At 70.9% G+C, this 19933-nt stretch carries 17 protein-coding genes; 11 read left to right on the top strand and 6 right to left on the bottom strand.

The features are described from left to right. The first annotated feature begins 121 nt into the window (after nt 1–121). Both lysX and OG302_RS06530 read left to right on the top strand, forming a co-directional pair. Nucleotides 122–3424, top strand: coding sequence for a bifunctional lysylphosphatidylglycerol synthetase/lysine--tRNA ligase LysX (gene lysX, locus OG302_RS06535; RefSeq protein WP_371525860.1), 3303 nt, complete (start codon nt 122–124; stop codon nt 3422–3424). A gap of 93 nt (nt 3425–3517) precedes the next feature. After that, nucleotides 3518–4366, top strand: coding sequence for a polysaccharide deacetylase family protein (locus tag OG302_RS06530; protein WP_371525859.1), 849 nt, complete (start codon nt 3518–3520; stop codon nt 4364–4366). 58 nt (nt 4367–4424) lie between these two features. Here OG302_RS06530 and OG302_RS06525 read toward each other — a convergent pair whose 3' ends face one another. Then, on the bottom strand, nt 4425–5081 hold the full coding sequence (locus tag OG302_RS06525) for a class F sortase (RefSeq protein ID WP_371525858.1): 657 nt from the start codon (nt 5079–5081) through the stop codon (nt 4425–4427). 350 nt (nt 5082–5431) lie between these two features. Between OG302_RS06525 and OG302_RS06520 the strand changes: the two genes are divergently transcribed. Then, on the top strand, nt 5432–5932 hold the full coding sequence (locus OG302_RS06520) for a hypothetical protein (protein WP_361831574.1): 501 nt from the start codon (nt 5432–5434) through the stop codon (nt 5930–5932). Between the two features lie 237 nt (nt 5933–6169). Here OG302_RS06520 and OG302_RS06515 read toward each other — a convergent pair whose 3' ends face one another. Beyond that, complete coding sequence (locus OG302_RS06515; protein ID WP_371525857.1) at nt 6170–6709, bottom strand: hypothetical protein; 540 nt, start codon at nt 6707–6709, stop codon at nt 6170–6172. 896 nt (nt 6710–7605) lie between these two features. Beyond that, entirely contained in the window at nt 7606–7824 is a 219-nt protein-coding gene (locus OG302_RS06510; protein WP_371525856.1) for a hypothetical protein, read from the bottom strand. 321 nt (nt 7825–8145) lie between these two features. Between OG302_RS06510 and OG302_RS06505 the strand changes: the two genes are divergently transcribed. Further along, entirely contained in the window at nt 8146–8787 is a 642-nt protein-coding gene (locus OG302_RS06505) for an HAD family hydrolase (RefSeq protein WP_371525855.1), read from the top strand. A gap of 71 nt (nt 8788–8858) precedes the next feature. Here OG302_RS06505 and OG302_RS06500 read toward each other — a convergent pair whose 3' ends face one another. Together OG302_RS06500 and OG302_RS06495 are read right to left on the bottom strand one after the other, a co-directional pair. Next, nucleotides 8859–9623, bottom strand: a complete 765-nt coding sequence (locus OG302_RS06500; protein WP_371525854.1) for a hypothetical protein — start codon at nt 9621–9623, stop codon at nt 8859–8861. Between the two features lie 14 nt (nt 9624–9637). Further along, complete coding sequence (locus OG302_RS06495; RefSeq protein ID WP_371525853.1) at nt 9638–10222, bottom strand: hypothetical protein; 585 nt, start codon at nt 10220–10222, stop codon at nt 9638–9640. 202 nt (nt 10223–10424) lie between these two features. Between OG302_RS06495 and OG302_RS06490 the strand changes: the two genes are divergently transcribed. From OG302_RS06490 to OG302_RS06475, 4 genes are all read left to right on the top strand, one after another. Then, entirely contained in the window at nt 10425–11417 is a 993-nt protein-coding gene (locus OG302_RS06490) for an SCO0930 family lipoprotein (RefSeq protein WP_371525852.1), read from the top strand. A gap of 303 nt (nt 11418–11720) precedes the next feature. Further along, entirely contained in the window at nt 11721–12533 is an 813-nt protein-coding gene (locus OG302_RS06485; RefSeq protein WP_371525851.1) for an SAM-dependent methyltransferase, read from the top strand. Next, on the top strand, nt 12530–14665 hold the full coding sequence (locus tag OG302_RS06480; protein ID WP_371525850.1) for a putative bifunctional diguanylate cyclase/phosphodiesterase: 2136 nt from the start codon (nt 12530–12532) through the stop codon (nt 14663–14665). Before OG302_RS06485 ends, OG302_RS06480 begins: the two co-directional genes overlap by 4 nt. Before the next feature lie 11 nt (nt 14666–14676). Then, a complete protein-coding gene (locus tag OG302_RS06475) occupies nt 14677–15435 on the top strand; it encodes a VOC family protein (protein ID WP_371525849.1) in 759 nt (252 codons plus the stop codon). Between the two features lie 71 nt (nt 15436–15506). On the opposite strand, the gene OG302_RS06470 is transcribed toward OG302_RS06475, so the two are convergent. After that, the gene (locus tag OG302_RS06470; RefSeq protein ID WP_371525848.1) at nt 15507–16385 is read right to left on the bottom strand and encodes a LysR family transcriptional regulator; all 879 of its coding nucleotides are present in this window, start codon (nt 16383–16385) and stop codon (nt 15507–15509) included. A gap of 134 nt (nt 16386–16519) precedes the next feature. Between OG302_RS06470 and OG302_RS06465 the strand changes: the two genes are divergently transcribed. Genes OG302_RS06465 through OG302_RS06455 form a run of 3 tightly spaced genes read left to right on the top strand, consistent with a single transcriptional unit; the run spans nt 16520 to nt 19911 of the window. Beyond that, complete coding sequence (locus OG302_RS06465) at nt 16520–17191, top strand: succinate dehydrogenase (protein ID WP_371750029.1); 672 nt, start codon at nt 16520–16522, stop codon at nt 17189–17191. Nucleotides 17192–17194: 3 nt separating this feature from the next. Continuing rightward, nucleotides 17195–19168 carry a fumarate reductase/succinate dehydrogenase flavoprotein subunit gene (locus OG302_RS06460; RefSeq protein WP_371525847.1) on the top strand — a complete coding sequence of 658 codons (1974 nt, stop codon included), beginning with the start codon at nt 17195–17197 and terminating at the stop codon, nt 19166–19168. Beyond that, a complete protein-coding gene (locus OG302_RS06455; RefSeq protein ID WP_371525846.1) occupies nt 19165–19911 on the top strand; it encodes a succinate dehydrogenase/fumarate reductase iron-sulfur subunit in 747 nt (248 codons plus the stop codon). Before OG302_RS06460 ends, OG302_RS06455 begins: the two co-directional genes overlap by 4 nt. Nucleotides 19912–19933: the final 22 nt, after the last annotated feature.

Here is a 19933-nt window from a genome sequence, read left to right as displayed (position 1 = left end):
CGCCGTTCCCGTTGACGGCGCCCACGGCCGACGCGGTGTGCCCGTCCCGACGGGCGCACGGTCCCGACGGCGTGATCCGTCTCGACGGGCGGCACCGGCCCACCCTTCCTAGGGTCGGTCCATGAGCATCACCGTGGAGAGGCCGACCGCCGAGCCGCCGCAGCACGCACGAGACCGCTTCCTGAGGCGCGTGCCCGAAGGGTTCGCCACCTTCTTCGGCACCCTGGGCCTCTTCTGCGCGATCCTCGCGGTCATCGCCCCGCTGCGCCGTCTCCTGCGCCCGGTGGTCCGCGTCCTCGACCTCCTCACGGTCCCGGTCAGCCCCAACCTGGCGTACGCCGTCTTCCTCTTCCTTCTCGCCGCGGCCACCGCGGCCCGCAAGAAGGTCGCGTGGTGGCTGGTCATCAGCTACCTGGGGCTTCTCCTCGCCTTCGACGTACTGGGCATCGCCCTCGGCTTCTGGGCGGACTCGCTCCCTTCCCTCATCGTCTGCGCCCTGGCCTTCGTCCTGCTGGTCCTGGCCCGCAAGGAGTTCTCCGCGGACTCGCGCCGCGGGGCGGTCCGGCGGGCCGTCCTGGTGCTCGTGGCGGGCCTCGCCGTGGCGGTGCTGGTCGGCTGGGGGCTCGTCGCGCTCTTCCCGGGGACGCTGCCGCGCGGGCAGGCCCTGCTCTGGGCGGCGGACCGCGTCTGCGGCGGGCTCTTCACCGGCGGCGACTACTTCGACGGCAGACCGCCGCGCGCCCTGCACTTCTGGCTCGGCCTGTTCGGCGCCCTCGCCCTCCTGAACGCCGCCGCGACCCTCTTCCGCTCCCAGCGCATGGAAGCCGCCCTGCACGGCGACGAGGAGCCCCGCATCCGCGCGCTCCTCGGCACGTACGGCGCCCAGGACTCACTCGGGTACTTCGCCACCCGGCGCGACAAGGCCGTCGTCTTCTCGCCCAGCGGCAAGGCCGCCGTCACCTACCGCGTCGAGGCGGGCGTCTGCCTGGCCAGCGGCGACCCCGTGGGTGACCGCGAGGCCTGGCCGCACGCGATCGGCGCCTGGCTCGACGTGGCCCGGCGGTACGCCTGGGCGCCCGCCGTGATGGGCGCGTCCGAGGAGGGCGCCACCGCGTATGCACGCTCCGGGCTCGGCGCGCTCCAACTCGGCGACGAGGCGATCCTGCAGGTCGCCGGCTTCGACCTGGACGGCCGCGACATGCGGGTCACCCGCCAGGCGGTGAACCGCGTCCGCCGCACCGGCGCCACCACCCGCATCCGCCGCCACTCCACCCTCACCGACGAGGAGATGGAAGAGATCATCGACAAGGCGGACGCCTGGCGGGACACCGAGACCGAACGCGGCTTCTCGATGGCGCTCGACCGCCTCGGCGACCCCGAGGACGGCGACTGCTTGCTCGTCGAGGCGCTGGACGGCGACGGCCGGCTCATCGCCCTGCTCTCCCTCGTCCCCTGGGGCAGGGACGGCGTCTCCCTCGACCTGATGCGCCGCGACCGCGCGACCGCGCCCAACGGTGTCATGGAGTTCATGGTCGCCGAACTCTGCGCGGGCGCGGCGAAGTTCGGGGTGCGCCGCGTCTCCCTGAACTTCGCCGTGTTCCGCTCGGTCTTCGAGGAGGGCGCCCGCATCGGCGCCGGTCCCGTCCTGCGGCTGTGGCGCAAGCTGCTGCTCTTCTTCTCCAAGTGGTGGCAGCTCGAAGCGCTCTACCGCTCCAACGCCAAGTACCACCCCGAGTGGTATCCCCGCTTCATCTGTTACGGCGACGCGGGTGCCCTCGCCCGGATCAGCCTCGCCTCGGGCATCGCCGAAGGCTTCGTCTCCGTGCCCTCGCTGCGCAAGCTCTGGGGCAAGGGCCGGGGCCCCAAGGGCGTCACCAAGCCCACCAGCACCGAGGGCCTCCCGCCGATCTCCGCCCTCGGCCTCGCGGGCCACGGCGACACCACGGACGCCGACCCCCTGGCCGCGCTGTCCGACCAGGTCCGCATCCGCCACCGCAAGCTCGACCGGCTGCGGGCCGACGGCATCGACCCCTACCCCGTGGGCCTCCCGCCGCGCACCCACACCCTGGCCGACGTGGCCCCCGCCCTGGCGGGGGAGGAGGTCACGGTCGCGGGCCGCGTCATGCTCGTACGCGACTTCGGCGGGGTCGTCTTCGCCGTCCTGCGCGACTGGTCCGGCGACCGCCAACTCGCCCTGACGCGCGACCGGTCGGGCCCCGCAGTCCTGGACCGCTTCACCTCCGGCACCGACATCGGCGACCACATCACCGCCACCGGCACGGTCGGCACCAGCGACCAGGGCGAGCTCACCGTCTTCGTCACCGCCTGGCAGCTCACCGGCAAGTGCCTGCGCCCGCTGCCCGACAAGCGCCGCGGCCTCACCGACCCCGAGGCCAAGGTCCGCCGCCGCTACCTCGACCTGGTCGCGAGCCCCGGCGCTCGCGACGTCGTCCGGGCCCGCTCCACCGCCGTACAGGCCCTGCGGCAGGGGCTGCTGGACCGCGGCTACCTGGAGGTCGAGACGCCGATGCTCCAGCAGATCCACGGCGGCGCCAACGCCCGCCCCTTCACCACCCACATCAACGCCTACGACCTCGACCTCTATCTGCGCATCGCACCCGAGCTGTATCTCAAGCGGCTCTGCGTCGGCGGCATGGAGAAGGTCTTCGAGATGGGCCGCACCTTCCGCAACGAAGGCGTCTCGTACAAGCACAACCCCGAGTTCACGATGCTGGAGGCCTACCAGGCGTTCGCCGACTACGACGTGATGCTCGACCTCACCCGCGAGCTCATCCAGGGCGCCGCCACCGCCGCCTTCGGCGCACCCGTCGCCCGCAAGGCCGACGCGGACGGACGGCTCACCGAGCACGACATCTCGGGGCCCTGGCCGGTCAAGACGGTCTACGGCGCGATCTCCGAGGCGCTCGGCGACGAGGTCGACGCGGACACCCCGCTGCCGCGGCTGCGGCAGCTCTGCGACCGCGCGCACGTCCCCTACCAGCCGGACGACGGCCGCGGTGACGTCGTACTGGAGATGTACGAGCGCCTCGTCGAGGAGAAGACCACGCTGCCCACCTTCTACAAGGACTTCCCGACCGACGTCTCCCCGTTGACCCGCCAGCACCGCACCGACCCGCGCCTCGCCGAACGCTGGGACCTGGTCGCCTTCGGCACGGAACTCGGCACCGCCTACTCGGAGTTGACCGACCCCGTCGAACAGCGCCGCCGCCTCACCGCGCAGTCGCTGCTCGCCGCCGGGGGAGACCCGGAGGCCATGGAGCTCGACGAGGACTTCCTGGACGCCCTGGAGTACGCGATGCCGCCCACCGGCGGGCTCGGCATCGGTGTCGACCGCCTCGTCATGTTCCTCACCGGCCTGACGATCAGGGAGACGCTGCCGTTCCCGCTCGTACGCCGCCGCTGACCCCTTTGCCGCTGCTGGTCCCATCGGGTGCTTTCGGCGCCCGCCCCGGTGTTGATGTGCCGTGTCGGCCTTCCGCCATGCGAATGATTAGTAATGAAAAAGGATCAAATGACTCCAGGGCGTCGCGCGCTCCTGCGCGGCGCCGCTGTCTTCGGTCTGGCCGCGACCGCCGGCTGCGCGGGCACGGAGCGCTCGGCTGCTCCAGGACCCACGGCTCCCAGCGGTGCGGCGGCCGGTGGCCCGCCCGCCGCGCGTGCCGCCCTCAAGCCCTCCGCGTACCGCCTCCAGCCCATGGCGGGCAACGGCCCGCCGCGCGCCGCACGCGCACTGCCCCGGGTCCGCAAGGCGCCGATCCTGCGCATGGACGGGCAGGGCCGCACCATGGTGCTGACCTTCGACGACGGGCCCGACCCCCTCTACACGCCGGGCATCCTGAGGACGCTGCGCAAGTACGACGTTCGTGCGACGTTCTTCGTCTGCGGCGAGATGGCCGTCGACAACAAGGACCTGCTGCGCGAGATGGCCGACGACGGGCATGTGATCGGCAACCACACCTGGACGCATCCGCTGCTCCTGAAGATGAGCCGCAACGCGATGCGCGCGGAGATCGAGCGCACCTGCGAGGTCATCGAGGACGCCGTGGGCGAACCCCCCGCCTGGTTCCGCGCCCCCTACGGTGCCTGGAACCGCAACGCCTTCCAGCTCGGCGCCGACCTCGGCATGGAGCCGCTCGCCTGGACCGTGGACACCCTGGACTGGACCGAGCCCGGCACCGCCACGATCATCCGGCGCGTACGGGCCGGTGCGGCGCCCGGCGTCGTGGTGCTCTCGCACGACGCGGGCGGCAACCGTTCCCAGAGCGTGGAGGCCCTGCGGACGTATCTCCCGGAGCTCATCGATTCCGGTTACCGGCTCACGGTGCCGAGCCGCCACGGGATGTAACGGAACGCAGGACGGGATTTCGCCCGCCCGGTGCCGTGTGCCGCCGCCGCATGCGCCGTCAGCGCACGTCCACCAGGCGGGCGAAAGCGACGACGTTCCCGTCGTATCCGGACCGCTTCGAGAATCCGCCGCCGCAGGTGATGACGCGCAGTTCCGGGGCCCCCTTGTCGCTGTAGACGCGACTGCCCGGGAAATTGCTCTTCTCGAAGACTTCGATTCCATAGATCTCGAAAACCGCGGTCTTGCGGTCCCTGCGCAGGACCTCGACGCGATTTCCCTTCTTCAGCGAGCCCAGGCCGTAGAAGACAGCAGGGCCCTGCTGATTGTCCACATGGCCGACGATCACGGAGGTGCCCCGCTCGCCCGGCGAGACGGCTCCGGTGAACCAGCCGGCCAGGTTCGGGTCCTCCGGGGGCGGCGCGTCCACCCAGCCGTCCTGGTCGAGGCCGACCGGCACGACCGGCGCGTCCACCTGGATGCCCTTGATCCCCACACGTTCGGCGGGCGAGAACGTCAGCGGCGCGACGCCCTGCCCCGACCCGTCGGGCGCCTGGTCCGCCGCGGCGGCCGACGCCGGCTGCGGAGGACCCACGTCGAATTCCCCTGAGCCATTCCGGATCAGCGCGAGGCCGGTCAGCAGAACCAGCGCCATCACGCCCCACGGCGCGCGCTTCCGCTGCGGTTCCTCTTCATCGGCCGGCTGGGACGAAGGCATTCTCTGATCCCCTCTCAACGCGGCATTCGAACCGCGTCCGTTGCGCGTACAAGAACGCTAAGCGCGGCGCGCGCGACGGGCGACAGAGCGGGAGCGAACGGGTGGCGGCCATACCGGGCATGCGCCATCCGAGTCGCGGTCTGCAGGAAATTTCTGACGGTCCGTGACCTGCGGCAATATCGGCTTGTGCGTGCGCGCTTCGGCGTGTCGCCTCACCAGGACGGCCGAGCGCCGAAATGCGGGTCTGTGCAGGGCAACTGAGGGTCGGTTTGGGAGGCGCTCTCGCCGATCGACCGGGGACGGTTACCCCGGGGCGTCTTCCGCGGAGGATTCACATGCGTGCTTCTCGTATGCGCACCACTCGTGCCCTCGCGGTAGCAGTCACCGCGGGTGCCGTCGTCGGCCTCGCCGCCCCGACGGCATCGGCCTGGGCCGACCCGTCCAACATCGTCGCCATGCCGAGCGTGATCCCCCGCGGGGGACAGCTGACGGTCACGGTCGACGGTTCGGCCTGCCACACCCCTGGCAGCAAGGTCACGTCGGACGCCTTCCCCGACACGAACCTGCGGACCATGGGCGGCGGCACGGCCAGCGCGAACCCCATGATCCACCACCACGCCACTCCCGGGGCCCACAGCATCACCGTGCACTGCGGCGGCAAGACCCTCACCAAGCCCGACGCGTTCACCGTCATCCACGGTGGTGTCCGCGGTGGTCTCGGCGGCAGCAACAGTTCCGGGGCGACCGGCACCGACATGGCGATCGGCGGGGCGCTGGTGACGGTCGCCCTGGTCGGTGGCGGGGTGTTCTGGATGCGCCGCCGCTCGGAGAACGCGGGGCGCGGATTCTGACGTCGGGTACCGGCTACCGGCACGCCCGTCACTCGCACGGAGGGCGTCGCCCACTCGCCTCCTGCCTTGCTCGCCCGCTCGCTCACGCCGGGTGACAACCGTTCCGCCTCGCCTCCCCGACCGGTGCGTCCCCCTTCCGTGCCGGTCGGGCGGCGGTCCGCGCCCGGCCCGGCCGCATGCCGCTGCCCGGTCACCCGCTGAGCGCAGCGGGCGACCGGGCAGCGGCATGCGGTTGAGTCAGGAGTCGCCGTTCCCGGTGCGGCGGCGCGTCCGGTAGTACGCGGTGCCGAGTGTGCCCGCGATCAGGGCGCCGCCGAGGGCGATCTCGTGCAGGTCGAGCCCGCCGAAACTGCCGCCGACGCCTGCCTTGACCCCGTGGTGGGTCGGGCCGGTGGGGTGCGAGGTGGGGTGATGGGTGGGCCGGCCCGTGGCGATGGTGAGGTCCGTGGTCCCCTTCTCGCCCTTGCAGTCGAAGGTCACCTCGTACATCGCGCCCGGCTTGGCGTCCTCGAAGACCGTCGCGGTGGCCGACTGCTGCCCCTGGGTGATCTTGGTGTCGTCGAAGACGCCGGAGGTGACGGTCGCGTCGCCCTCGCAGCCGTCCACGCTGAGCGTGACCTGGCCGCCGGCGGCGATGGTGGACGGGGTGACGCGGAAGCCGAACGAGGTGATGTTGCTGTCGGAGCCGCCGTCGTCCGCGAAGGCCGTCGTAGCGGTGAGGGTCAGGGTGGTGGTGGCGGCGAGCAGAGCGGCCGAGGCGACGCGTATCGCGCGCATGATGATTCCTCCGGGTCCCCGAGGAGCAGCCGCGGACCTTCTTCCGCTTTCACCTGATATGCACCTCGATACCGCAGACGCTAAGCACCCCCCTGCCGCCCCGCGATCGCAGCCGCGCGAACGGGGCAACGGTGTGGGCCGGACAGGGGAACGGGGCGGGGTGTCGCGGGGGTGGCGAGGGGGTTCGGGGGGTGGGGCGTGTAGGGGGTGGGGCGAGCTGGGGGGCTCGCGCTCGGCGAAGGGGGAGTGCGGCTTCTGGGTCGACTGGGCTGGGCGTGGGGGCGGGGCCCAGTGAGGCGTGGGGCGGCCGGTCAGGTACGTCGCGTCCGTGAGGGCTGCTACGTCGCGTCCGCGAGGGCTGCACCGAGCTCGTGCCGAGTGTGCGGGAGAGGCGGGGCGAGTCCGAGGACTCGGGCTCGGCCCACATCAGGTCCCGCTCTCACGGCGACGGTACTGAGCTCGTGCTGAGGGCTGGGGCGAGGGCGCGAGAGCGGCGGGGTGAGCTCTCCGGTGGGGCCAGGCTCGAACACGGGTAGGTGCAGCGTCTGCGACTGCGCGTGGGTCGTGCGGGAGGGGCAGACCGGCACCGGGCGAGTCCTGCCCTGTGCCGTCTGCCGTTAGTTGGTGGGGCGCCGGTAGGCAGTCCGGAGTCGCTCGTCGGTCTTGCTTCGCACGTTGCCGCCCCTTCGGTGCCGGTACGGGCTGAGTGCTCGCCGGATGACCGCATCGCCCTACGCGGCGACGGCCAAGGCGGCAAGGCCCCGGGATACGTTCCCGGAAACCGCCGCGGCGCACGTCGCAGTGTGATCCGCACCAGGTGGCCGTGTTCAACCCGCCCTCCTCGCAGAGGAGTCCGGGCCCGCGGACGCTCGGGGGACGCGCACCCCGAGGCCGGGTCAGGAGCTCTTCGCCCATTCATGTGCCCCGCCGCCGCGCCACTCCACGAGGTGGGGGTCGTCGAGGGCCATGTCGGCGTCGCCGAGGCCCGCGCGGCGCAGGAACTCCACCAGGTCGCGGTCGTCACGCGCGACGCCGACGTCCTGCCCGCGCACGGTGATCCGCCGTCCGCCGTCGGGAGCGGGCGGGTGAACGATGATGGGTGTCTGCCAGGTCATGCCACCAGAGTGCGCCGCGCGAGGCCGCCGCGCAGCCCGGTTTACGGACCTGTGTGCGAAGCCGGTGCCACGGAGCCGGGCTCGGAGCCCGGGCGGGGCCCTGGGTACCCCCTGCATCGGCCTCCTCCCCGGGCGCGCCCGCCGACCGGCGCGCCAGCGCGTCGGGGTGCCATGCCTCGGTCAACTCCTTCGCGGTCCGGGTGGGTTCGAGGCTGTCCATGGCTCGGCTCTGCCGCATCTTCGTGGCGTACACGTGAACCCGCCTGCGCGGCGCGGGCCAGGCGGCCGGTCGGGGCGGGGTGGGCCCATAGGCTGGGCCCGATGATTGAGACCGTCGTGTTCGCCGTGGGGGAGACCCTCACCAAAGATGACCGCTACTGGGCGTCCTGGGCCGATTGGCTCGGCGTGCCCCGTCACACTGTCTCCGCGCTCGTGGGAGGTGTCGTCACGCGGGGCCGCGACAACACCGAAGCGCTGCGGCTGCTGAGCCCGGACATAGATGTCGCCGCCGCCTATCAGGCCCGCGAGGTCGCGGGGCGCGGCGAGCACCTGGCCGAGACCGACCTCTACCCCGATGTGCGTCCCGCTCTCGGCGGGCTGCGCAAGCAGGGTCTGCGGGTCGTCATCGCGGGGAACCAGACGCCCCGCGTGGGCGAGCTGCTGCGTGCCCTGGATCTGCCCGCCGACCTCGTCGTCACCTCGGGGGAGTGGGGCGTGGCGAAGCCCGACCCGACGTTCTTCTCCAGAGTGATCGAGGTGGCTCAGGCCGCGCCGGAGCAGACCCTGTACGTGGGCGACCATCCCGCGAACGACATCTACCCCGCGAAGGCCGCCGGGCTGCGGGCGGCGCACATCCGGCGCGGGCCCTGGGGGCACTGGTGGGCCGACGACCCGACCCTCGTCGAAACCGCGGACTGGCGGATCGACTCCCTCACCCAGGTAGCTTCGATCATCGCTGAGTGAGCGTCAGCCCGGAGCCGACGCCAGACCTGCTGCCCCACCCGGCACTTGAGGGCGGGGCAGCAGCGCATCCCTCATCTTCCGAGATTGCTGAACAGCGCCTGGAAGGGCTCCGGAGTCGCCGCGACGCCGCGGCTGTACGGCGCGTCGAAGTCCCAGATGAGGAAGAGCAGGAACGCGAACAAGGCCGAGAACAGCCCCGCGAGGACGAGTTCGCGCGGGGTCCGGCGGATCTGCAGGACGAAGATCATGCCGATGGTGACGAGACCGCCCGCGATCAGGCCGAACCAGACCACGCCGGGCATGGTCGCCCCGGCACTGTCGCCCCGGGAGGAACGCGCGTCGTCGGCGGCGGCGACCTGGTCGACGAGCGGCTGGTAGGCCTGGGCCTCGAAATCGGATTTGGGCTCGTAGTCGGTGACGTCGTGGCGTACCCGGGACAGGAGTTGGGAGCCGCGGTCGGTGAGTGCGCCGTGCTCGGACATGTAGTCCCACTCGGTGGTGACGACATGGCTGACGTACGCGTGCACGTCCGTACGGATACGCTCGCGTACGTCGGCCGGATAGACCCGCGCACGCTCGGACACCTCGTGCAACGCCTGGGCCTCGGCGTGCACATGGTCCTGGGCGACGCTGCGGGCCTCCCAGACACCGGCGATGGCGAGGCCGAGGACGATGGCGTACACCACGCCGATCATCATCGTCATGTACTCGATGACGTCCGGGGTCTCCGAAGCGTCATAATCCGGACTCGTCCTGCGGTGCCGCAGGAAGGTGACGACCAGGACGACGCCGCACGCGGCTGCCATCGCGAGGGTGAGAACAAGCCATTCCGACATGTGACCTCCTACGGTCAGCGAGGCCGCAGCGCGGCGACGGCGAGCACCGCGGGCGCGGTGATGAGCAGGGTGAGGGTGACCAGGGACGGACCGCCCCGTGGCGGCGGTTTGCGGGGCGCGGCCCGCTGCGAGGGGTAACTCACCGGCTCCGGCGTGATCTTGGCGCGCACGGAGGGGGTGGGCTTCGGCTTCGGTGCCGGACGCGGCGGCGGGGGCGGCGCGGGCTCAGGAGGGGCCGGGCGCACGGGCAGTGGCGGAGGCGGCGGAGGTGGCGGCTGCGGCGCCGGTGGCTCCGGGCGGGGCGGTGGAGCCGGAGCGGGCGGTGGCGGTGGTGGAGGCGGCGGAGGTGGTGGTGGCGGCGGTGGCTTCGGGTGCCGGGTGGGGCCCGCCCTGCAGACGACTCCGTCCCCCGCGACCGCCACCGCGTCACCGCCGGGATCGTCGCCGATCGAGGCATAGGCGCAGTTGTCGGCGGGCGCGATGGCAGGCGAGATCGCCGGCGCCGCGGCGGCCGTCGGCGCACCGAGCAGCCAGGCCAGCACCAGAAGCGCCAGTAAGCGTGTGACCAGGCCGGACGAGGCTCTAGTGGATCCATGCACGACAGGGATCATGGGCAGCATGTCGCCCTGCCACGCCGCTACGGCCCTCCTGTGACCCGAAGGGGGGAGACGCCGGGTGTCAGATTGACGAACAAAAGAATTTTGCACCCGGGTTGAACGCATCAGCTGTTCCCACCCGTACCTAGGGCCATGCGTGACGCACTCAGCGGCGCGACACCCAAGCGGACAGCGGGAGTTAGAGATGCTTCATCCATCAGGGGGTTCCCCCCGAGCCTGGCGGAGCGCCTCGCTCGTAGCGACGGCCGCGGCCATGCTGGCGCTGACGACGGCGTGCGGTCAGGACCAGGGTGACCAGTCGCCGACCGGACAGAACGTGGGCAACCAGGCCCCGGCCAAGCAGGGCGGATACGGGGCGGGCGACGGCTACGGCGCCGACACGGGTGACGCGAAGGAAGGCGCGGGGAAGGCGAAAGCCGCAGGTCAGCTCGCTGTCTGGGACAGCAAGAAGCTCGGCAAGGTTGTCACCGACAGCGAGGGCTTCACGCTCTACCGCTTCGACAAGGACACCGCCCAGCCCCCCAAGTCGAACTGCGACGGCGCCTGCGCCACGACCTGGCCCGTCGCGTCGCCCGATGGCGTGGTCGCCCCGCCCGGCGTCGACAAGTCCCTGCTGGGCGAGGTCACCCGGTCCGACGGCAGCAAGCAGCTCACCATCGACGGCTGGCCGATGTACCGGTACGCCAAGGACACCAAGGCCGGCGACGCCAAGGGCCAGGGAGTGGGCGGCACTTGGTACGCCTCCGCCCCCGACGGCAAGAAGGCCGCACCGGCGGCCGAGGCCGAACCCCCCGCCGAGAAGGCCCCCGTCGACCCGGCGGGGCTCTCCACCCGCAAGGACCCCAAGCTCGGGGAGATCGTCGTCGACAAGAACGGCATGACCGTCTATCGCTTCACGAAGGACTCCGCCTGGCCGATGAAGTCCGCGTGCACCGGCGCCTGCCTCCAGAAGTGGCCGGTGGTTCCGCCCGTCGAGAAGAACGACACCAAGGGAATCCTCAAGAAGGGGTTCGTCGTCTTCGACCGCCCCGACGGACAGCGTCAGCAGACGATCGACTGCTGGCCGATTTACACCTTCGCCGGTGACAAGAAGCCCGGCGACACCAACGGTCAGGGCGTGGGCGGCACTTGGTACGCCGCCGGGCCTGACGGAAAGCCTGTCGGCGCCCCGAAGTAGGCGTACAGGAAATAGACGTACAGGAAATAGAGGTACAGAAGCAGGGCGCCGAAGGGCACGTGCGAAGAAGAAGTCAGCCAGGAAGGGGGGTCGGTCAGAAGTACCTCGCGTACGGTCTACCGGTCCGTTCCTTTCCCCCTCCCGGGGAGGAACGGACCGGTTCTTTGGGTTGATATTCGGCACTTGCCACAGGCAGTGACCGAGAACGGACGGCCAATTTCCGTTTTGACTCGCTCCCTTGGCGGACGATCAGTAGCCTCACCTTCGAACACCGGCTCGTCTCGCCTACGTCTTGGAGTCCTGATGGAGCGTCCCGCCTGGGCCCCGCAGGGCATCGACATCACGATGCCCAGCGTGTCCCGCATCTACGACTACTACCTGGGCGGTTCGCACAACTTCGAGGTCGACCGGGACGCGGCCCGCCGGGCCATGGAGTTCATGCCGGGACTGCCCAAGATCATGCAGGCGAATCGTGCCTTCATGCGCCGAGCGGTGCGTTTCGCCGTGGACGAGGGCATCACCCAGTTCCTCGACATCGGTTCGGGCATCCCCACCTTCGGCAACGTCCACGAGGTCGCGCGGCGGGCGGACCCCGAGGCCCGTGTGGTGTACGTCGACCACGACGCCGTGGCCGTCGCGCACAGCCGTGCCGTGCTCGACGGCGACGAGAAGGCCGCCGTCGTCGCCGCGGATCTGCGCAAGCCACAGGACATTCTGGGCAGTTCGGAGGTCAACGGACTGCTCGACCTGGACCGCCCGGTGGCCCTTCTCCTCGTCGCCGTCCTGCATTTCGTGGAGGACGCGTACGATCCCTACACAGCGGTCGCCGAACTGCGGGACGCAACTGCGCCCGGCAGCGTGATCGCCCTCACGCACGCCTCGTACGAAGGGATGCCGATCCCCGCCGAGCAGGCCGGTCAGGCCGTCGGCGTCTACAAGGACATCCGCAATCCACTGATCATGCGCTCGCGCGAAGAGATCGCGCGGTTCTTCGAGGGATACGACATGGTGGAACCCGGCCTCGTGCCGATGCCGCGCTGGCGGCCCGAGACCGCGCCCGAGGAGGAGGATCCGTACTCCTTCTCCGGGTTCGCCGGCGTTGGGCGCAGGGCATGAGCGGGGAACCGGACGGCCCCGAGGGCAGAGTGCGCAGGTTCGCCACGATATGGAGCCGCGCGATCTTCCCGGTCACGGCGACGTCGCTGACCCGTCCCGAGTTCGAGCTGCAACTGGTGCCGCTGGCCCAGAGGTTGCGTGCCGCGCTGCACGAGCGGATCTTCGACGCCGCCGAGGGCCAGGCGATCGGCGCCGCGCTCGTCGGTACGCACTGCACCGACCCCGAGGCGCTCAGCCGCACGCTCGACTGCGTGGACGCCTACCTCGTCCTGTACTGCGGCGACGACGGCCCCCAGGAGGAGCTGCGGGCCCGGTGCGCACGCGTGCAGCACGCCGTGGCCGCGGGGTTCGCGGCAGCCCTGCGCGAGCGGACCCTCGCCGAGCAGGAGGCGATATCCCGGGCGGCCCTGAACGCCCGCAGTGCCGTCGCCGAAGCCCTGCACGCGAGCGAGGCACGCTTCCGTGCCGTCTTCCACGGCGCGGCGATCGGCATCGGCATCGCCGACCTCACGGGCACGGTCCTCGAGGTGAACGACGCGCTGATCCGCATGTTCGGCGGCCTGGAGAGCCAGCTGCGCGGACGCAACGTCGCGAACTGGACGCACCCCGACGACTCACCCCACGTATGGAAGCTCTACGAGGAGCTGGTGCGCGGGGAGCGCGAGCACTACCGCGTGGAGAAGGCCTTCTACCGGCCCGACGGCACCGTCCTGTGGACCAACCTGACCGTCTCGCTGCTGCGTGACGCGGACGGAGTGCCGCAGTACCAGCTGGCGTTGATGGAGGACACCACCGAGCGCCGGCTGCTCAATCTGCGCCTTCGCTACGAGGCCACGCACGACGCGCTCACCGGCCTGCCCAACCGCACCCTGTTCTTCGAGCGCCTGGAGAAGGCCCTCGCGGCGGGCGACGGCGCCCGGTTCGGGCTCTGCTACCTCGACCTCGACGGCTTCAAGACCGTCAACGACAGCCTCGGGCACGCCGCGGGCGACCGGCTCCTCGTCGAGGTCGCCGACCGGCTCCAGTCGTGCGCCACCGCCCCCGGCGAGATGGTCGCGCGGCTCGGCGGCGACGAGTTCGTGGCGCTGACCACCGGCCGCGACACCGAGGCCGAGGTGGACGAGCTCGCCGGGCGCATCATGCACGCGCTCTCCACGCCCATCCGCGTCGAGGGCCGGGAACTGACCGTGCGCGGCAGCATCGGCATCGTCGAGGGGCCGGCCGGGGAGCGCGGCGCGGCGGAGGTGCTGCGCAGCGCGGACATCACGATGTACCGCGCGAAGTCCGCGGGCGGCAACCGCTTCGAGCTCGCCGACCCCGAGGCCGACGCCCGCGCCATCACCCGGCACGGACTGACCACCGCACTGCCCGCCGCCCTGGAGCGGGGCGAGTTCTTCATCGAGTACCAGCCCCTGGTGCACCTCGGTGACGGCAGCGTGCGCGGGGCGGAGGCGCTGGTGCGGTGGCTGCATCCGCAGCACGGCATCATCGGCCCCGACCGGTTCATCCCGCTCGCCGAGCACACCGGTCTGATCGTGCCGCTCGGCCGCTGGGTCCTGGAGGAGTCGGTCCGCCAGGCCCGTACGTGGGAGGCGCGCCACAAGGACGCCGGGCCGCTGCGCGTGAACGTCAACCTCTCGCCCATGCAGCTGAGCCACCCCGGCCTGGTCTCGGACACGGTGGAGATCCTGGAGCGCGCCGGGCTCGAACCGGGCGCCCTGTGCCTGGAGGTGACCGAGTCCGCGCTGATCGGCGCCGACGACGACCTGCTCAAGCCGCTGCGGCGGCTGGCCGAGATGGGCGTGGACATCGCGCTCGACGACTTCGGCACGGGCTACTCGAACCTCGCCAACCTGCGCCGCCTGCCGGTGAGCATCCTCAAGCTCGACCGCTCCTTCACGCAGGGCATGCAGCACTTCCCGGCCGACCCCGGGGATCTGAAGCTCGTCGAGGGGATCGTCTCGCTCGCCCACAGCCTGGACCTCGCGGTCACGGTCGAGGGCGTGGAGACGGGCGCCCAGGCGGATCAGCTGCGAGAGTTGGGCTGCGACACGGCCCAGGGCTGGTACTACGCACGGCCCGGCCCGCCGGACCAGCTGCACGAGCTGGCCCTCGCGGACGCGACGACCTGAGGAGCACGAGCATGGCGCCCGGAACGATCCAGTGGGTGTATGCCTTCGTGGACCGGCCCAAGGACTGGTTCGCGCAGGCGCACGCCTTCTGGGCGGCGGTCACCGGGACGCGGCTCTCCGCGTTCCGCGGCGAGGACGAGCAGTTCGTGACGCTGCTGCCGGACGGGGCCGACGCCATCCTCAAGGCGCAGGCCGTCGGCGGCCCAGGCGGCGCGCATCTCGACTTCGCCGTGGACGACGTGGTCGCCAAGGCGGGCGAGGCCCGCGCGCTCGGGGCCACGCCGGTCTTCGCGGAGGAGGGCCTTGAGGTCCTGCGCTCTCCGGGCGGGCAGTTGTTCTGCGTGGTGAAGTGGCAGGGCGAGCGGGTACGCCCCGTGCCGCTCGCCCAGGCGGACGGCACCACGAGCCGCCTCGACCAGGTGTGCCTCGACGTGCCGCCTGCGGTGTTCGAGGCGGAGAAGGCGTTCTGGCCCGCCTTCACGGGGTGGTCCGACCGCCCCGGTTCGCGCCCCGAGTTCCACCTCGTCGAGCCCGACCCGCGGCTGCCGATGCGGATCCTGCTCCAGCGCCTCGACGATGACGGATCCGCCGGAGCGCACCTGGACTTCTCCTGCTCCGACCTCGACGCGGACCGCGTCCGGCATGAGCGGCTCGGCGCCGAGACCGTGTGGCGCGGCCCGCACTGGATCGTGATGCGGGACCCGGCGGGCGGGACGTACTGCCTGACGATCCGGAATCCGGAGACCGGCGGTCTGCCTGACGCGCGCTAGCTCCACCGGAACCTGCGGGCCGGTGGGGACTGGTCGCGCAGTTCCCCGCGCCCCTGAAGGGGCGCTGTCGCTCACCGCTCCAGCAGCATCCTCTGCAGCTCCCGTGCAGCCCGCGGCGGAGCCACATCGCTGCGGTGGGCCAGCGCGATCGTGCGGTGCAGGGCAGGGCGGGCCAACGCGGTCATCCGCAGGCCGCGCCCGGCGCGCTCGGCCACCATGCGCGGCACGACCGCCACCCCGAGCCCGGCCCGCACGAAGCCGAGGACCGCGTCCATCTCGCCGCCCTCGACCGCGAATTCGGGCTCGAACCCCTCGGCGCGGCAGGCGGCGACCGTCAGCTCCCGCAGGTCGTAGCCGTGCCGGAACATCACCAGACGCTCCCGCTGCAGATCCGCGACGCGCACCGTCCTGCCGCCGAACCCCGGCGCGTCCGGCGACGACACCACGACCAGGTCCTCACGCAGCAGCTCCACGGTGGTCAGGGCGGGCGACGGGCTCGGCAGCGGCAGCACGACGACGGCCAGATCCAGGGCGCCGCGCGCCAGCTCGCGCACGAGGTCGTGGGAGCCGCTCTCCTCGAGAAGGAGCTGGATGCCGGGGTGTTGGTCGTGGAAGGCGCGAAGGACCTCGGGCAGCAGACCGGTGCAGACGCTGGGCGTCGCCCCCAGGCGGATCCGGCCGCGCCGCAGCTGTGCCAGCTCCTGGACCTCGATCCGCGCGGTGTCGGCGTCCGCGAGGATCCTGCGGGCCAGCGGCAGCAGCGCCTCGCCCGCGTCGGTCAGGGCGATGTTGCCGCGGGCCCTGCTGAACAGCTCGGCGCCCAGCTCCTTCTCCAGGGCGCGGACCTGCTGGGAGAGCGAGGGCTGGGAGACGTGGACCTGCTCGGCGGCCCGGGTGAAGTGCCGGGTCTCGGCCACCGCGACGAAGTAGAGGAGCTGCTGGAACTGCATACACGCAGCGTACGGCCGATGATAGCCAATCGCTATCGAGATGAGCTGATCCATCTCTTGGACCGATCGGGACCTTCGGCCTTAGCGTCGGTCCCATGGCTCTGGCAACGCGGACGGACCGAAAACGGTCGTCGATGACGCGCACGATCTGGGACTCGTCCGTCGGCAAGAAGACAGTGATGGCGGTGAGCGGCCTGATCATGCTGCTCTACCTGATCGCCCACATGATCGGAAACCTGAAGATCTTCTTCGGGCCGGAGGAGCTCAATCACTACGCCCACTGGCTGCGCACGGTCGGCGAGCCGTTCATGCACTACGAGTGGACGCTCTGGCTGATCCGTGTCGTCCTCGTCGTCGCCGTGGTCGCGCACGCCGTCTCCGCGTACCAGCTCAGCCGCCGTGACATCAGGGCGCGCCCCGCCAAGTACGTCAACAAGAAGGCGGGCAAGAGCTTCGCCACGCGCACGATGCGCTGGGGCGGGATCATCCTCGCCCTGTTCATCGTCTGGCACATCCTGGACCTGACGACCGGCACCGTGCACCCGGGTGGCTACGAGCACCTGCACCCGTACCAGAACATCATCGACACGTTCTCCACGTGGTACGGCAACGCCGTCTACATCGTCGCCGTCGTCGCCCTCGGCTTCCACGTCCGCCACGGGCTCTGGAGCGCCGCGCAGACCCTCGGCGCGGGCAGGGCGACCCGCGACCGCGCCCTCAAGATCATCGCCAATGGCGTCGCGTTCGTCCTGACGGCGGGCTTCGTCGTCGTCCCCGTGGCCGTCATGACCGGAGTGGTGAGCTAGCCCATGAATTCCTCCCGTGATCACGCCTCCCGTGAGTACGCCGATTACGCGACCGGGGAGCCGGTGGCCGATACCAAGGCCCCGGCAGGGCCCGTCGCCGAGCGCTGGGACACCCGCCGCTTCGAGGCCAAGCTGGTCAACCCCGCCAACCGCCGCAAGCACACCGTGATCGTCGTCGGCACCGGCCTCGCGGGTGGCTCCGCCGGCGCCACGCTCGCCGAACAGGGCTACCACGTCGTGCAGTTCTGTTACCAGGACTCACCGCGCCGAGCCCACTCCATCGCCGCGCAGGGCGGCATCAACGCCGCGAAGAACTACCGCAACGACGGCGACTCCGTGCACCGCCTCTTCTACGACACCGTCAAGGGCGGCGACTTCCGCGCCCGCGAGTCCAACGTGCACCGCCTCGCACAGATCTCGGTGGAGATCATCGACCAGTGCGTCGCGCAGGGCGTGCCGTTCGCCCGCGAGTACGGCGGCCTGCTCGACACCCGCTCCTTCGGCGGCGTACAGGTCTCCCGGACGTTCTACGCGCGCGGCCAGACGGGCCAGCAGCTCCTCCTGGGCGCCTACCAGGCGCTCTCGCGGCAGATCGCGGCCGGGAACGTCGAGATGCATCCGCGCACCGAGATGCTCGACGTCATCGTCGTGGACGGGCGCGCCCGCGGCATCGTCGCCCGCGACCTGATCACCGGCAAGATCGAGACGTACTTCGCCGACGCGGTGGTCCTTGCCTCCGGCGGCTACGGCAACGTCTTCTACCTGTCGACGAACGCCATGAACTCCAACGCCACGGCCGTGTGGCGGGCCCACCGGCGGGGTGCCTACTTCGCCAACCCCTGCTTCACACAGATCCACCCCACGTGCATTCCGCGCACCGGCGACCACCAGTCGAAGCTGACGCTGATGAGTGAGTCGCTGCGCAACGACGGCCGCATCTGGGTCCCGAAGGCGCAGGGCGACGACCGTCCGGCCAACCAGATCCCCGAAAACGAGCGCGACTACTACCTGGAGCGCATCTACCCCGCCTTCGGCAACCTCGTGCCCCGCGACATCGCCTCGCGCGCCGCCAAGAACGTGTGCGACGAGGGCCGCGGGGTCGGCCCCGGCGGTCAGGGCGTCTATCTCGACTTCGCCGACGCCATCAAGCGCATGGGCAAGAAGGCCGTCGAGGAGAAGTACGGCAACCTCTTCGACATGTACGCGCGGATCACCGCGGAGAACCCGTACGAGACGCCGATGCGGATCTATCCCGCCGTGCACTACACGATGGGCGGACTCTGGGTCGACTACGACCTGCAGACCACCGTCCCCGGCCTGTTCGCGATCGGTGAGGCCAACTTCTCCGACCACGGCGCGAACCGGCTCGGCGCCTCGGCCCTGATGCAGGGCCTCGCAGACGGCTACTTCGTTCTGCCGTCCACGATCAACGACTACCTCGCGCGCAATCCGCACCACGAGGAGGTCTCCGACGAACACCCCGCCGTACGGGAAGTTCTCGACGAGACCTCGGAGCGGCTCGCGAAGCTCCTCGCCGTCGACGGCGACCGCACCCCCGACTCCTTCCACCGTGAACTCGGCGAGCTGATGTGGGAGTTCTGCGGCATGGCCCGTACGGAGACGGGGCTGCGCAAGGCCCTGGAGCGCATACCGCAGATCCGCGAGGAGTTCTGGCGCCGCCTCAAGGTCCCCGGCACCGGCGAGGAGTTCAACCAGTCCCTGGAGAAGGCGAACCGCATCGTCGACTACCTGGAGCTCGCCGAGCTGATGTGCCTCGACGCCCTGCACCGCGCCGAGTCCTGCGGCGGCCACTTCCGCGAGGAGTCGCAGACGCCGGACGGCGAGGCGGCACGCGTGGACGAGGAGTTCTCGTACGCCGCCGCCTGGGAGTTCACCGCCACCGGTGATGCCCCCGTCCTTCATAAGGAAGACCTCGTCTTCGAGTACGTCCACCCCACTCAGCGGAGCTACGCATGAAGCTCACCCTGCGCGTCTGGCGCCAGCAGAACGCCGACGCCGACGGCGCCATGTCCACGTACGAAGTAGACGGCATCTCGTCCGACATGTCCTTCCTGGAGATGTTGGACACCCTCAACGAAGAGCTCATCGTCAAGGGCGACGACCCCGTCGCCTTCGACCACGACTGCCGCGAGGGCATCTGCGGCGCGTGCTCGCTCGTCATCAACGGCGACGCGCACGGGCCCGAGCGCACCACCACCTGCCAGCTGCACATGCGGTCCTTCGACGACGGCGACACGATCGACATCGAGCCGTGGCGCGCCTCGGCCTTCCCGGTGGTCAAGGACCTGGTCGTGGACCGCTCCGCCTTCGACCGGATCATCCAGTCCGGCGGCTACATCAGCGCCCCGACCGGCGCGGCACCCGAGGCGCACGCGGCGCCCGTGCCGAAGCCGGACGCGGACTTCGCGTTCGAGCACGCGGAGTGCATCGGCTGTGGGGCGTGCGTGGCCGCCTGTCCCAACGGCTCGGCGATGCTGTTCACCTCGGCCAAGGTCAACCACCTGAACGTCCTGCCGCAGGGTGCGCCGGAGCGCGAGACGCGGGTCCTGGACATGGTGGCGCAGATGGACGAGGAAGGCTTCGGCGGCTGCACGCTTACTGGCGCCTGCGCCACTGCCTGTCCCAAGGGTATCCCGTTGCCTTCCATCTCAGCGATGAACAAGGAGTGGCTGCGGGCTACCCGGAAGGTCAATCGCTAGCCGAACCACCAGGTCCTCTACG

This window comes from Streptomyces sp. NBC_01283 (genome assembly GCF_041435335.1).
GTDB lineage: Bacteria > Actinomycetota > Actinomycetes > Streptomycetales > Streptomycetaceae > Streptomyces.
This window is presented reverse-complemented; position numbering and strand designations above follow the sequence as displayed.